Raw genomic sequence first — 14,290 nt, 5'->3', positions numbered from 1 at the left:
TTAGGAAAGGATAGAAATATAATATCGGATTTGCATTATTTTGTTTTCATTCATCAAAGCTATAATGACAGGTTTGCATGAAGAACAGCTTTACAAAAAAAATAAGTTAATATACAATATTTTAGATACAGGAAAAATTTGTTGTATTGGGGAGAAATAAAATGGAAGCATATTTTGATAATAGTGCCACTACGAAACCAAGCAAAGAAGTAGTAGAAACGATGCTGAAGGCATTAACAATACATTACGGAAACCCTTCCTCCCTCCATCGTAAGGGTGTAGAGGTAGAAAAGCTGATCAAAGCATCTAGAAGACAGGTAGCAAAAGCATTAGGCGTAAAGGATGAGGAAATTATCTTTACCTCCGGCGGTACAGAGTCGAATAACGCTGCAATTTTAGGAACGATTGCAGCCCAGCATAGAAGGGGAAATAAAATTATTACCAGCAGTATAGAACATCCATCGGTGTTAAATGTTTTTAAATATTTAGAGACCAAAGGATATAGTGTTGTTTATCTGGATGTAGACCGTAAAGGGAAAATTGACCTACACCAGTTGGAGCAGGAAGTGGATGAGAATACAATTTTGCTCAGTATCATGCATGTAAATAATGAAGTAGGGACTATACAGCCTATTGAAAAAATTCGACAGATATTAAATAATTCTAAAAATAAGATTATTTTACATGTGGATGCAGTGCAATCCTTTGGCAAGTTAAAAATGAATCCAAGTAAATTAGGTATAGATTTGCTTTCTATTAGCGGACATAAGATTCATGGGCCTAAAGGAATCGGAGCACTTTATATAAGAAAAGACCTAAAGTTTACCCCGATTATTTATGGAGGGGGACAAGAGATTGGTATAAGACCCGGAACAGAAAATGTTCCAGGAATTTTAGGACTAGGCATTGCTTCAGCTGCTATTGAAAAGGAAATTGACGATGGCATTCAAAAAATGGTTCAGGTAAAGGAACGGTTAAAGGCAGGAATACTAAGTGAAATCAAGGATGCAATCTTTAACGGCTGCCAGGGAGATGAAAGTGCTCCTCACATTCTTAGCATTAGTTTTCCCGGAATAAGAGGAGAGGTGTTGCTGCATATGCTGGAGCAAGATGAAATTTATGTGTCTACAGGTTCTGCCTGCTCCTCAAAAAAAAGCAGTCAGAGTCATGTATTAAAGGCAATGGGTTTGTCAGAAGAAGAAATTGAAGGAGCTATTCGATTTAGCTTTTCTTATCAGAATACAATCGAAGAGGTAGACTATGTTCTGAATCAATTAAAAAAACATATATATGACTTAAAAAAGATTATGATGAAGAGGTGATCCAATGAAAAAGGTACTGATAATAAGATACGGAGAGATAGCCCTAAAAGGCTTGAATAAATCATTTTTTGAAGATAAATTGGTACGGCATATCGAATTGAATCTTAGAACGCTGGGAAAAGCAAAGGTTCACAAGTCAAATGGGATGGTTTTTGCTGATATTGATGCATTAGATGAAGCAGAGGCAATTGCACAGGTAACAAAAGTTTTTGGCGTTGTATCTGTAAGTCCTGCGCATGCTTTCGAAATAGATATGGATCAAATTTATCGGGTTGCGTTAGAGCATACGCTAGAACGTCTAAAGGAAGGAAACATCAAAACCTTTAAGGTGGAAAGCAGAAGAGGGGATAAGCGGTTTCCTATGAACTCCTTGGAAATTGCCAGAGAAGTAGGAGGATACATACTTTCTAATGTAGATGGTTTAAAGGTAGATGTACACCAGCCGGATCTGACAATCCACGTAGAGATTCGAGACCGTGCATATGTTTTCTCGAAACGGATACAGGGATTAGGAGGACTCCCTTTAGGTACCAATGGGAAGGCCATGCTTTTATTGTCTGGAGGAATTGATAGTCCTGTTGCCGGATGGATGGTTGCAAAACGCGGCGTGATGATTGAATCAGTTCACTATCACAGTTATCCTTTTACCAGTGAACGGGCAAAAGAAAAAGTGATTGATTTAGCCAGAATCTTATCGCAATATTGTGGAAAAATTAGAATGCATAATATAAATCTGCTGCCTATCCAAAAAGAGATCAATGAAAAGTGTCCGCCAGAAGAAATGACGATATTGTCTAGAAGATTCATGATGAAAATTGCAGAAAGATTGGCAATCCAAGAGGGTTGTGACGGACTGATTACCGGGGAAAGCATTGGACAGGTTGCCAGCCAGACAGTGCAGGGTTTAACTGTTACGAATGCAGCGGTCTCTATGCCTGTATTCCGTCCATTGATTGCTACGGATAAGTCAGACATTGTAGATTTAGCAAGAAAGATTGGTACCTTTGAAACCTCTATTCTTCCTTATGAAGATTGCTGCACTGTTTTTTTGCCGAAAAGACCTGTTACAAAACCAAAATTGGAAAGAATTTTATTGTCAGAGAATAAACTGGATGTAGAAGCACTTATTGAAGAAGCGATTAAAAATGTTGAAATACTTGAGATCGAGCAAGAAGATTAAAAGAAGCATCAGGTAAAGGGGGAAGAAGAATGGGTAAGTTTTTGATGCGATGGTTTGTCAGTGCATTGTCTATTTATATCACTGCAAGATTATTTCAAAATGTCTACGTTGCAGATTTTGCTACAGCAATGATTGCTGCAGTTATCCTAGGTGGGGCAAATATGGTTATTAAACCAATTGTTTTTCTACTTACACTGCCGATCAATATATTAACTTTGGGATTGTTTACTTTTGTTATTAATGGAATTGTACTAAAGTTATCAGCGGCTTTTGTCAGCGGATTTGTTGTCAGTGGATTCTTAGGAGCTATATTAGCGGCTGTTGTTTTGAGCATTGTGCATATGATTCTTAGTGGATTGCTAGGAATAGAAAAAGATTAGATTGGTTGAAAAACCAATCTTTTTTCTTATTAGACAAAAGAAGCTAATTTTCATCAAAGGAAAATAGTGATGCCTGCAAGAATATATAAAATGACAAGGAATAGAGGGGGGATTATATTGCATTTAAAATTTGAAGTAATCAATAATACTTTAGTTGCGCAGATCGAGGGGGAATTGGATCATCATACAGCAGAAGAAATTCGTGAGGATATTGATAGACAAATTGATCAGCATAGTATTAGAAATCTGTTGCTCGATTTACAGGGCATGAACTTTATGGATAGCTCCGGTATCGGGTTAGTAATCGGACGTTATAAAAGGTTGTATAAAACTGGTGGACAAGTTGCTGTGGTTCATATGAACAGCCGCATTGAAAGAATTTTCAAGATGTCAGGCCTGCTCAATATTGTAAAGAAATTTGATACAAAGAAGCAGGCAATGGAGAACTTATAAAGGGGTGAGGGTATTGACAAATACAAATCATATGAGATTAGAGTGTATGAGTAAATCGCAGAATGAAGCATTTGCAAGAATTGTTGTTGCTTCTTTCGCATCACAATTGGATCCGACGATTGAAGAATTGGCAGATGTAAAAACTGCTGTTTCAGAAGCTGTTACGAACGCTATTATACATGGCTACGAAGAGGAAAAAGGTACTGTGGTGATAGAATGCAGTATAAAGGATAATGAAATAGAAATAATAGTGGAGGACCATGGAAAAGGGATCGAAGATATTGAACAAGCGAGGCTGCCCCTTTATACCTCTAAACCTGAATTGGAACGATCCGGCATGGGCTTTACCGTCATGGAAACCTTTATGGATACGGTAGAAGTAACCTCCGAACAAGGTGTAGGTACAAGGGTACGGATGGTTAAGAAATTCGAAAGTCGATAATACGAGAGGTAGATGATATGAATATGACCGCATTATCTGATGAGACCAATGAAATCTTAACCCATGAAGAAACCATAGCATTGATTAAAAGAGTCCAAGGGGGAGACAAGTATGCCCAAGACATACTTGTAAGTCATAACCTTGGTCTGGTACGAAGTGTATTAAAACGTTTTGCAAATAGAGGATATGAACGAGATGATTTATATCAGTTGGGCTGTATTGGTCTTGTAAAGGCTATAGAGAAATTTGATTTATCCTATGATGTTCGTTTTTCAACCTACGCTGTACCGATGATTATTGGAGAAATCAAAAGATTTTTAAGGGATGACGGAATGATTAAAGTAAGTCGATCCCTAAAACAAACTGCTGGGAAAGTAAAATCTGTGAAGGAAACCTTGTTCAAACAGCTAGGGCGGGAACCTACGCTTCAGGAAGTATCAGAAGAACTTAATATATCAAAGGAAGAGATTGTAATGGCCTTGGATTCCAATGTGCATCCCGACTACCTATATGATGTAATTCATCAGGATGACGGATCACCAGTGCATCTAATAGATAAAATCAGCGAATCCAATGTGGAAGACGATAGTGAAGTGATCGATCGGCTAGCATTGCGGGAAGTTTTGTCGAAACTGAAGCCTAGGGAACGGCAGATTATTGTCCTTCGCTATTTTAAAGATAAAACTCAGACAGAAATTGCAGAGATTCTTGGTATTTCACAGGTTCAAGTTTCTAGAATAGAAAAAAAGGTTTTGCAACAAATGAAAGATTTATTAGCAAAGACATGACATTGGCATGTCTTTATTTTTTTATCAATACAAGAGAGAAGCTTATTGATAAGGAAAAATGAGAATGAAGGGAAATAGAATGGAGAATACTAAGATCAAAGACTAAGAGAGGTGATCAAATGCAGATTCAAAACAAGAGTGTCCTTGCATTGATGACTACACTGATCATAATTGCTGTAGCTGTATGGGTTTTCATTAACTATAAATCGAATACGCAAAAATTTACAAGAGCCAAGCTTGTATATGAAGCGGTTCAGGAGCAAGGATTGCAAAGGATGTGATTGGGTGGAAAGGCAGCAGTCAATCTATATTCAAGTAAGGGATGGTTTTACTGCGAAAGAGGGTAGTCTGATTCGCGTAGGAGATATAGCAACCCTACTCATGCAAGACCAACAGAATAAGGAAATCATATTGAATCTCCCCCTGCTGAAAGCAGAAAAAAAGGCACCTAGTTATATCGTTGTTTCTATCCTTACAATTATAGAAAAGATCCAGGAAAGATATAAAAATGTTCATATTTATCCTGTAGGAAAATCTGAAATATTAGTTTCTGTAGAAAGTGAAAGAAAACCTATTAGAAAGAGTTGGCTGTATACAAAAATTGCAATTGTAGGTTTTACATTGTTTGTAGGAACGGGATTAGCCATCATGAATTTCCATGCAGATGTAAATATGGCTGAAGCGCACCGGCAGATTTATGCCATGATTACAGGCATAGATACGAATAAACCATTGATTCTGCAAATTCCCTACTCTTTAGGAATCGGAATTGGGATGGCTCTCTTTTTTAATCACATTATACCAAAGAAGGTACGAGACGAACCAAGTCCAATGGAAGTAGAAATGTATTCTTACAAAAAAGGTGTCAACGATTATATTTTAAACAACACAAAGAATACCGAGGAGAATAGCAGATCTTGAAAGAGTGAAATAGCTATGCATAAATTGGTTGTAGGATTTATAGGATTTTCTGAAGGCATTGTTGTAGGAAGTGCTATTGTAGCTTTTATAACTTTGTTAGATATTATACCTAGGCTTACGCAGCTTACAGAGACAGAGGAATATATAAAGGTATACGAACGAACGATGATTCTGTCAGCAATGATTATTTCTCTGTTTAGTTTTTATGATCTAGATTTTTTAGGAGCAAAAGTACTTGCTGGTTTATCTGGATTATTTATGGGTGTATTCGTAGGATTAACGGCGGCTGCCTTAGCAGAAGTAACCAATGTAATTCCTGTTGCAGCGAGCAGATTTCAATTGGAAAATTATTTGGGATATATCCTAGCAGCCATCGTTTGCGGTAAAGTTTTCGGATCTTTAATTTATTGGATTTTACTCAATCCGTAGAAAGGATGAAAAAAATGAAAAAGGAGTACTACGAAAAAAAGCTGCAATCTCCCATCGGGATGGATACCATAGAAGAAATTAAAAAGATTCACGAATTTGATCAGTTAGCAATAACCGGCAATATTATAGACGGTACTGCACATAAAGGTTTAGAACATATTCGCTAAGCAGAGGATCTATATGATTAGTAAATATTTTTTAATATAAGAGGTGTATTGTTTTGCAAAATAAAAAAGTCCAGAAAATAAACAAACAAATGGAATACAATGCATATGTAAAACAAAAGATTCCTAAGCCCAACTACGTAAAAAATTGTTTCTGGGCCTTTATGGTAGGTGGAGGCATTTCAACCATTGGTCAAGGAATCAATAATATTTTCAGAGGGACGGGCTTTAATCGGGAAGATGCAGCGACCATAACCGCCATAATCCTGATTTTTTTTGGTGCATTTCTCACAGGATTAGGCATATATGATCAAATTGGAAAAAGGGCAGGGGCAGGTTCCATTGTACCCATTACCGGGTTTGCAAATTCTATTGTATCACCGGCTATGGAATTTAAGCGGGAAGGTTATATTTTCGGTGTGGGGGGAAAAATGTTCGCGCTTGCAGGACCTGTATTGGTATATGGATTTAGTTCCTCTGTACTCGTAGGATTAGTATATTATTTTCTTACAAGATAAGGAGGTGGCAGCCATGGCTCGAAAAAGATTAGGAAGGCAAACGGTTAAGCTTCAACATCCACCAAGTATTATCTCAACAGCAACAACAGTAGGACCTAAGGAAGGAGAAGGGCCTTTAAGCCACTATTTTGATGTTGTTTTAACCGATGATTTGTGTGGAGAAAACAGCTGGGAGCTTTCAGAAAGCAAAATGCTCAGAGAAACCATTAAATCAGCTATACAAAAGGCAGATAAAAATATTGTGGAAATAGAATATTTGCTTTCAGGAGATTTATTAAATCAGTTAATGGCAGCATCCTTTGCGGCAAGAGATCTGGATATCCCTTTTCTAGGCTTGTATGGTGCCTGTTCAACTATGACAGAATCCCTTAGCATTGGCGCTATGTTAATTGATGGTGGATATGCTAATTATGTGGCTGCAGCCACCTCCAGTCATTTTAGTTCTGCGGAGCGGCAGTTTCGATTTCCCTTGGAGCTGGGAAATCAAAGATCTCTCACAGCACAGTGGACAGTGACTGGAGCTGGGGCAGCAATTCTGGCTGCGAATGGAAGTGGTCCTTATATCAGTCATGTGACAACGGGAAAAGTAATAGATTTAGGAATAAAAGATGTCAACAATATGGGAGCAGCCATGGCACCAGCAGCAGCGGATACCATTACTGCACATTTTGAAGATACAGGATTTAAGCCAGAAGACTATGACCTGATTGTGACAGGTGATTTAGGAGCCATTGGTAAAGAGATTGCTGAAGAAATTGTTTTGGATAAGGGTTATAATATTACAAAGGTATTTAATGATTGCGGTCTTTTAATTTTTGATAATAAGACGCAAGATACCCATGCGGGTGGTAGTGGATGCGGCTGTTCGGCATCTGTTTTCTGCAGCTATATTTTTAAGGAAATGATTAATAAGAAACTTAATAAAGTTTTATTGATTTCTACAGGTGCGCTGCTATCTTCTACAAGCGCATTACAGGGTCAATCCATTCCTAGTATTGCCCATGCAGTAACCATTACCAATATACTAAAACATTAGGAGGGATCTTCCATGGAATATTTAAGAGCATTTCTAGTGGGGGGAATCATATGTGTGATTGGACAATTGCTGATGGATGGAGCAAAACTAACCTCTGCTCATGTTTTAGTATTATTTGTAACCTTAGGTGTGATTTTAACAGCTATTGGAATATATGATCCTATTGTAGATTTTGGCGGTGCAGGTGCCACTGTACCATTACCTGGTTTTGGATATGCCCTTGCTAAAGGAGCGGTTAAGGGTGTAAAGACCTCAGGATTGCTAGGTGCTTTTACAGGTGGGGTATCAGCTGCTTCAGGGGGTGTTGCGGCCGCTATTGTATTTGGATATACAATGGCAGTGCTGTTTACACCAAAATCAAAAAAGTAAACGCTTGGGAAAGGAATTAAATTATGACGGAAAAAAGAAAAGTAATTTTAGTGACAGATGGAGATTCTATTGCCCAAAGAGCTGTAGAAATAGCAGTAGAAAAAGTCGGTGCCCGATGTATATCACGATCAGGTGGCAATCCAACGCCGATGAGTGGTATTGAAATCGTAGATTTAATCAAAACTGCCAAACATGATCCAGTGGTGGTAATGGTGGACGATAAAGGTTCTGCTAGAACTGCACAAGGTGAGTGGGCGTTATATGAGATTGTAAATCATCCGGATATAGAAGTTTTAGGTGTGATTGCAGTTGCCTCCAACACGCAGGGGGTGAACGGCATCAAAGTAGATTTCTCTATTACAAAGGATGGAAAATTTATCGAGGGCTCAGTCGATAAAGATGGAATTCCCCGTCAGGGAAACGTGATATATGGCGATACGGTAGACATTATTGGGCAATGTGATATTCCTTTAGTAATCGGCATAGGAGATATCGGAAAAATGCAGGGCCATGATAATTGTGAAATTGGAGCACCTATTCTTACAAAGGCTATGGAGGAAATACTAAAAAGAAGCGGATATAAGACCGGTCAAAGAGATAGAGGATAATAAAAGCTTTAAGATTGTTTGTAAATATTTTCTTATATAAAAATAAAAAGGCCATATGGCCTTTTTATTTTTATATAAGAATCTTTTAATCTGAATAATTAGGATCTTCCGTTAGGTTATTGATATCCAATTCAGGGAGAGAATCAATGACTCCCGGTGTTGTTGGATTGTCGCCTGCAGGTGGATCTTGGTTGTATTGGCTATGGGCAGTACACTCTGCTGTAGGTACTTCATAGGGGTAGTCTCTTGGAACGATACCATTATTGGCCGATGGATTGTAAGGAATTGGCCTTCTTACAAACACCCGTTTTTCAACAAGGGTTGGTGGACAATAAGGGGTTGCTAATTTTCCGGTAGAGGTATCTATTTCTACTTCCACATGAACATCATCATGTTCCTTTGGTTCTGTACCTTTTACAAAAAGCTCTGTGTGAACCTGACTTCCGCGGGGATCCCTAAGGCTTAATTCCGTAGGACGTTTGCCGGATATTTTATCAACCTGAACAGATATTACGTTTTCAGGCCTGTCAAAGTTTTTTGCGGGAAGGCCTTGATGTACCTGAGCCATTACCGTTTTCCAAAGCTGGGCACTCATAGCACTGCCGCTGTTTAACTCAATTTGTACGTCATTTCCGATCCATACGGCGCCTACGTAATAAGGCGTATATCCAACAAACCAAGCGTCATAGTTATCGGTAGTAGTACCGGTTTTACCGGCTACAGGGATATTTGCGTTGCCTTGATCTAATTTAGCTCTTTGGCCAGTACCGCCAGAGACAACACTGCGCATCATGTCGGTAATAATATAGGCCACTTCAGGGCTGACAACACGGTTTTTGTATCCGCCGTTTTCCAGAATCAAATTTCCTTCCCGGTCAGTAATTTTAATAAAGGATTTTGGTTTCATATAGACACCTTGATTTGCTAATGACCCATAAGCTGCTGTCATTTCAAGTGGACTGATACCTCTTGTCATACCCCCTAAAGACATGGAGGCAAGATTTAAATCGTTGGTACCACCTTTTTCATCCACCGTGGTAATACCCATTTTTTTCAAATATTCGACGGAGGTGTTGACACCTAACCGTTCAACTACTTTTACAGAAAGAACGTTCATGGACCACTGCACACCATCACGCAGCGTGGAAAGACCCCAAAAACTGTTATAGTAATTTCTTGGCCACATTTTTCCAGTGTGGTCATAATTTGGTACATCATCTACTACACTAGCCGCAGTCCATCCGTTGTCTAATGCTGGTGTAAAAACGGAAAGAGGTTTGATGGAAGAACCGGGCTGTCTTGGATTGGTGGCACGGTTATAGAGCTTTCTACCTTTAATATCACGCCCACCTACCAAGGCTTTAATCTCACCGGAACGATAATCCATAATGACCATTGAGGATTGAGGTTGTATGACCCCTTTATCACTCATGGTATAATCATCCTTTGAAATCAAAAGATTTTCACTGCCGTCTTTTTGAAAAAACTGTGGATTTGAATCTAAAAACTCTTTGCTTACAACAAGATTCTTCTGTTCATCATATTGTTTATGCTGGGCTGCAATTCGAAGGACGCCACCCTTCAGCATGAGGTATTCCTTTGCAGAATTTTGAATATATGCATCCTTTACCAACACTTGAATCCCTTTCACTTCACCATTCTCATACAATGGTTCGAAGGAGAGACGCTTTCCTTTTAAAAGAACAAGATTACCGGCAGCATCATATTTATAATCACTCTTTGGAATAATAAGTTCTTCTTTACTATTGATCAGGTTTTCCCGTTTATACATTAAGATGGCCTTACTCTTATTGTTGATCAAATTTCCGGCACCATCTTTTTTGGCAATGAGATTCGGAAAGTTTTTACTGTCTTGATATACAGTCTCCAAGGATTTCTGCATTTTTAAATCCATTGTACTGTAGATTCTAAGTCCTTGATTATAAAGCATATCGAGGGCTTCCTCATCGGTTTTACCCAATTCTTTTTTTAATGCTTCTATTACATCTTGTTTTACTAAATCAACAAAGAAGGATGAAATACCCTGACTTTGTTGTTTACCCGGTTTCAATCGGGGTTTTAGATCCTCATTGATCGCTTGATTGTATTCCTCTTCTGTAATCATGTTTTTGTTTTTCATGACTCTTAGCACCAATTGCTGTCTATCTTTATAGCGGTCATCATAAACAACGGTATAAATCGAATCGCTATCATCAACGATATGGTGTTTCTCAGGATCTACATCTTCTTTACGAAGGGTTTTAAGCGGAGAATATTTGGACGGATGCTGTGTAATTCCTGCAATAAGCGCACATTCAGCTAAATCCAGTTCACTTACATCCTTTGAGAAAAAAGTAAAGGCAGCAGCCTGTACTCCGTTTGCTCCTCCGCCAAAATGAGCAGTATTCATGTAAGCTTCAAAAATCTGCTCTTTGCGTAAATGTTTTTCCAACTGAAAGGCATAATAAGCTTCCTTTATCTTTCTCGTATAGGTTTTGTCATGGCTAAGATAAAGATTTTTAGCCAACTGCTGTGTAATGGTACTACCTCCGGAAACGGGATTACCACCCGCTCTTACAACATCTATAGCTGACTTTATAATTCTTTTTGGACTGATACCTTTGTGAGTAAAAAAGTCTTGATCTTCAATGGCAATAAATGCATCCTTAAGATTTTGCGGTATTTCATCGTATTTTACGATTGTTCTTAAACCGTCACTTCTTTCAACTTTTTCAATTAAGTTTCCTTCCTTATCTAAAATAAAGGAATTTTCATCAAGTATTGTATAGATTTTCGTCGGATCAATGGGCTTCGCAGACTTTAAAGTAGCGACCACAAGACCGCCGACTGCTCCAGCACCGATGAAGCCGAGTAACAATATAGTCAATATGAGTATTTTAATGATACTAAACCGTCGTTTTTTCTTCTTTGTAGTTTTCTTTTTACGTTCTGTATTTTCAGACAAAATAAATCCCTCCTAATAATATGAAAAAGGAAAAAGCATGCTTAAGAACACAACTTTACACCATTATACCATATTACACGAGGGATGTTAATAAATAAGCATGGAATCACACTGATTTGTACAAGTCTGAAAGCAAATTGATATATTGAAGAGCTTCACCTTTCTACTATTTTACCCACTGATTAATCTGTGAAGCTGCTTCCTCAAGGGTAGTAGGTAAAGCATCAATATCTTTATTGAGTTTTTGGAATAGTTTGGCCACAATTGGAAGGCGCAATCGGGCTTGATTAACGAGATTTTCTTGAACCAAAAGCTCTGTACCGCCCTGTCCCAGAATTTGACCATCTTTCATAAGAATGATATAATCAGCCCATTCGCAGGCAAGATTTACATCGTGGGTAGCGATTAGGATGCTCATACCTTGTTGATACAACTCATCCAACAAAGAGAACAGTTGGTCCTGACCTTGAGGATCAAGATATGCTACAGGTTCATCTAACATGATGATTTCACAATCCATTGCTAATATGCCAGCAATAGCCGCCCGTTTTTTTTGACCATAGCTAAGGTGATAAGGAGCCTTATGACGATAATCCCACATATCTACAGACTTTAATGCTTTTTCTACACGGCGGTCTATTTCTTCCTGTGAGTAACCCATATTTTCAGGACCAAAGGCCACATCTTCCCATAGGGTAGAGGAAAAAACCTGATCATCAGGGTCTTGGAACACGAGGCCAACTCTTGTTTTTAAATCTATTTCAGTTTTTTTATTTACTGGAATCCCCAATACTTCTACACTTCCTTCTTGGGGAAGATAAATGCCGTTAAAATGGAGAAATAGAGTGGATTTACCGGAACCATTTGGGCCAAGAATGGCTACCTTAGAATGATCCGGAATAGAAAAACTAATTTGATTTAGCGCTTTTGTACCATCACGGTAGGTGTAGCTTAACTGATCTACTTTAAGCATTATATGCGGCCTCCCTTATCGATCCAAATCATAAAGCAGGTAAAGCTAAGAGAAGCTATAGCTATGCCACAATCTTTACAACTAAATGCAGTAGTTTCTGGGAAATTATGATTTCTATTGTAGCCTCGTGCAGCCATCGCCCAATAGATTCGTTCACTTCTATCCAGTGCTCGAAAAAAGACATGGCCGATAGTTTGCGCAATAATTTTTAATGTATATGTATTCATTAGACTTTTACCTCTTCGAAAACCACGAGATTTCTGAGCCCGATCGATTCGCAGAAATTCTTGATGAATAATAGTGAAATAGCGAAAAGTAAAAGCGATGGTTTGTAGAAGCAAGTCAGGAACATGTAGGGCATGCAGAGCTTTTTGCAATTCTTTTAAGGAAGTAGTCTCTGTTAGAAGCAATAAGATCATGATACTGTTCAATGATTTTAACCATAGTATAAGGCCAAATGAAAAGCCGCTATGGGTTGCGGTAAGTTGAATAAAGCCTAGCTGGACGGAAAATATTGGTTCTCCAGGAATTTGAAAAGGAACAATCAAAAGCATAAAGAGCAAAAAGGGAAAAGCTATCCATAGTCTTTTTACGATGCGATTTATGTGAACTTGCAAAAACAGGCTGCAGCATAACACAACACCGATGCAAAGAATCAGCAGGGACAGTTGATTAATAAATACTACTCCGAAAATAAATATAAGTGCAGCTAAAAGTTTCATCGTGGGATTTATAGGTTTGATAGATGTCTGCAGCAGCATCATACCTTTGTTCCTTCTTTCACTTTGGATTTTGGTACCATGAATTTGCCTATACTATAGAGAAATAAAAATGTTAGTAAAACACCGATAATACCAGCTATTGCAGTAGCGATTCCTTCATGGGCAATGCCGGGAAACAGATAATCCGGTATTAGTGCTGCGACGATATTATCTTGTGCCCATTCAATGAAGCCTATATCTTCTCCGACTTTTTCTAAGCCATCTGGAGAAGATGATGCGAAAGGTGAAAAAATCCCTGCTATAACGAATGCTGCGATTAGCCCGATCCAAATGAATTTCTTTTTACTATTCATTATTTCTCCTCCTTCACAGTAATAGGCTGAAGTAATAGATCACCGCGTACCTTTGCGATATAGGATACAAGGAATAAGGTAATGAGGCCTTCTCCAATACCGATTAGGACATGCCAGAGCATCATTGGAGGTAAAACAATCATCAGTTCAGATCTTCCAGATAACACAATTTCAATGGCCGCTGCCAGGGCTGCTGCTACGACAGAAAAACATCCTCCCACGATAATGCCTGCCTGAGAGTAGCTTTTACTATTTTTTTTGAAAAGCTGATACACATAGTATCCGGTAAAGTTAGCTAGAACAGCCATATTAAAAATATTTGCACCCAGGGCAAGTATGCCGCCGTCTCCGAAAAAAAGACTTTGAATGATTAATATGGCAGATAATACTAAAGCCGAAGCCCAAGGTCCCAGTACAACAGCCGCAAAAAAAGCACCAATAAGATGACCGGAAGTACCCAATCCAACAGGGAAATTGATCATTTGTGCTGCAAAGATAAAGGCACCCATTACACCTAGCAAGGGAATTTTATTGTCTTCCAGATGCTCTCTTGTTTTTTTTACAGCAGTTCCGATTCCTCCAACCGAGGCGGCTCCAGTTGCTACCAAAGTTGGTAAACTCAATAATCCGTCAGGAATGTGCATAAAGTTATCCTCCTTTAAAAAGA

Annotated in this window: 19 protein-coding genes; 14 read left to right on the top strand and 5 right to left on the bottom strand. The window is 38.5% G+C overall.

Translation table 11 applies throughout. The features are described 5' to 3' along the window. Nucleotides 1-161 precede the first annotated feature (161 nt). From Gferi_RS03090 to Gferi_RS03035, 14 genes are all read left to right on the top strand, one after another. A complete protein-coding gene (locus Gferi_RS03090) occupies nucleotides 162-1,322 on the top strand; it encodes a cysteine desulfurase family protein (protein WP_069974246.1) in 1,161 nt (386 codons plus the stop codon). Between the two features lie 4 nt (nucleotides 1,323-1,326). Beyond that, nucleotides 1,327-2,502 (top strand): tRNA uracil 4-sulfurtransferase ThiI, encoded by a 1,176-nt coding sequence (thiI, locus tag Gferi_RS03085; protein ID WP_069974245.1) that lies wholly within the window; start codon nucleotides 1,327-1,329, stop codon nucleotides 2,500-2,502. Nucleotides 2,503-2,531: 29 nt separating this feature from the next. Then, nucleotides 2,532-2,882 carry a phage holin family protein gene (locus Gferi_RS03080; RefSeq protein ID WP_069974244.1) on the top strand — a complete coding sequence of 117 codons (351 nt, stop codon included), beginning with the start codon at nucleotides 2,532-2,534 and terminating at the stop codon, nucleotides 2,880-2,882. Nucleotides 2,883-2,999: 117 nt separating this feature from the next. Continuing rightward, nucleotides 3,000-3,335, top strand: coding sequence for an anti-sigma F factor antagonist (gene spoIIAA, locus Gferi_RS03075; protein ID WP_069974243.1), 336 nt, complete (start codon nucleotides 3,000-3,002; stop codon nucleotides 3,333-3,335). A gap of 31 nt (nucleotides 3,336-3,366) precedes the next feature. Further along, nucleotides 3,367-3,777: an anti-sigma F factor gene (spoIIAB, locus tag Gferi_RS03070; RefSeq protein WP_069981278.1), complete on the top strand. Its 411-nt coding sequence runs from the start codon at nucleotides 3,367-3,369 to the stop codon at nucleotides 3,775-3,777. Between the two features lie 17 nt (nucleotides 3,778-3,794). Then, complete coding sequence (sigF, locus tag Gferi_RS03065) at nucleotides 3,795-4,565, top strand: RNA polymerase sporulation sigma factor SigF (protein WP_069974242.1); 771 nt, start codon at nucleotides 3,795-3,797, stop codon at nucleotides 4,563-4,565. 119 nt (nucleotides 4,566-4,684) lie between these two features. Continuing rightward, a complete protein-coding gene (locus Gferi_RS27940) occupies nucleotides 4,685-4,846 on the top strand; it encodes a hypothetical protein (protein WP_156782315.1) in 162 nt (53 codons plus the stop codon). Between the two features lie 4 nt (nucleotides 4,847-4,850). Continuing rightward, nucleotides 4,851-5,486, top strand: a complete 636-nt coding sequence (locus Gferi_RS03060; RefSeq protein ID WP_169832959.1) for a stage V sporulation protein AA — start codon at nucleotides 4,851-4,853, stop codon at nucleotides 5,484-5,486. A gap of 15 nt (nucleotides 5,487-5,501) precedes the next feature. Next, entirely contained in the window at nucleotides 5,502-5,915 is a 414-nt protein-coding gene (locus Gferi_RS03055; protein ID WP_069974240.1) for a stage V sporulation protein AB, read from the top strand. Between the two features lie 14 nt (nucleotides 5,916-5,929). Beyond that, nucleotides 5,930-6,082, top strand: a complete 153-nt coding sequence (locus Gferi_RS27935; RefSeq protein ID WP_156782314.1) for a hypothetical protein — start codon at nucleotides 5,930-5,932, stop codon at nucleotides 6,080-6,082. An 89-nt stretch (nucleotides 6,083-6,171) separates the two neighbouring features. Beyond that, nucleotides 6,172-6,597, top strand: coding sequence for a stage V sporulation protein AC (gene spoVAC / locus Gferi_RS03050; protein ID WP_069981277.1), 426 nt, complete (start codon nucleotides 6,172-6,174; stop codon nucleotides 6,595-6,597). Between the two features lie 13 nt (nucleotides 6,598-6,610). Continuing rightward, on the top strand, nucleotides 6,611-7,633 hold the full coding sequence (gene spoVAD, locus Gferi_RS03045; protein WP_069974239.1) for a stage V sporulation protein AD: 1,023 nt from the start codon (nucleotides 6,611-6,613) through the stop codon (nucleotides 7,631-7,633). A 12-nt stretch (nucleotides 7,634-7,645) separates the two neighbouring features. Next, the gene (gene spoVAE, locus Gferi_RS03040; RefSeq protein WP_069974238.1) at nucleotides 7,646-8,002 is read left to right on the top strand and encodes a stage V sporulation protein AE; all 357 of its coding nucleotides are present in this window, start codon (nucleotides 7,646-7,648) and stop codon (nucleotides 8,000-8,002) included. A gap of 23 nt (nucleotides 8,003-8,025) precedes the next feature. Continuing rightward, a complete protein-coding gene (locus Gferi_RS03035; protein WP_069974237.1) occupies nucleotides 8,026-8,610 on the top strand; it encodes a stage V sporulation protein AE in 585 nt (194 codons plus the stop codon). 85 nt (nucleotides 8,611-8,695) lie between these two features. Here the strand turns inward: Gferi_RS03035 and Gferi_RS03030 are convergent, their stop codons facing one another. The 5 genes from Gferi_RS03030 to Gferi_RS03010 form a co-directional block, all read right to left on the bottom strand. Next, nucleotides 8,696-11,575 carry a transglycosylase domain-containing protein gene (locus Gferi_RS03030; RefSeq protein WP_069974236.1) on the bottom strand — a complete coding sequence of 960 codons (2,880 nt, stop codon included), beginning with the start codon at nucleotides 11,573-11,575 and terminating at the stop codon, nucleotides 8,696-8,698. A gap of 166 nt (nucleotides 11,576-11,741) precedes the next feature. Next, nucleotides 11,742-12,548, bottom strand: a complete 807-nt coding sequence (locus tag Gferi_RS03025) for an ATP-binding cassette domain-containing protein (protein WP_069974235.1) — start codon at nucleotides 12,546-12,548, stop codon at nucleotides 11,742-11,744. Beyond that, on the bottom strand, nucleotides 12,548-13,312 hold the full coding sequence (cbiQ, locus tag Gferi_RS03020; RefSeq protein ID WP_069974234.1) for a cobalt ECF transporter T component CbiQ: 765 nt from the start codon (nucleotides 13,310-13,312) through the stop codon (nucleotides 12,548-12,550). The genes Gferi_RS03025 and cbiQ overlap by 1 nt, the downstream gene beginning before the upstream one ends. Further along, a complete protein-coding gene (locus tag Gferi_RS03015) occupies nucleotides 13,309-13,623 on the bottom strand; it encodes a PDGLE domain-containing protein (protein WP_069974233.1) in 315 nt (104 codons plus the stop codon). Before Gferi_RS03015 ends, cbiQ begins: the two co-directional genes overlap by 4 nt. After that, nucleotides 13,623-14,267, bottom strand: coding sequence for an energy-coupling factor ABC transporter permease (locus Gferi_RS03010; RefSeq protein WP_069974232.1), 645 nt, complete (start codon nucleotides 14,265-14,267; stop codon nucleotides 13,623-13,625). Before Gferi_RS03010 ends, Gferi_RS03015 begins: the two co-directional genes overlap by 1 nt. Nucleotides 14,268-14,290: the final 23 nt, after the last annotated feature.

This window comes from Geosporobacter ferrireducens, from assembly GCF_001750685.1.
GTDB lineage: Bacteria > Bacillota > Clostridia > Peptostreptococcales > Thermotaleaceae > Geosporobacter > Geosporobacter ferrireducens.
Note: the sequence above shows the minus strand (reverse complement) of the source record. Positions and strands in the feature narration are given on the sequence as shown.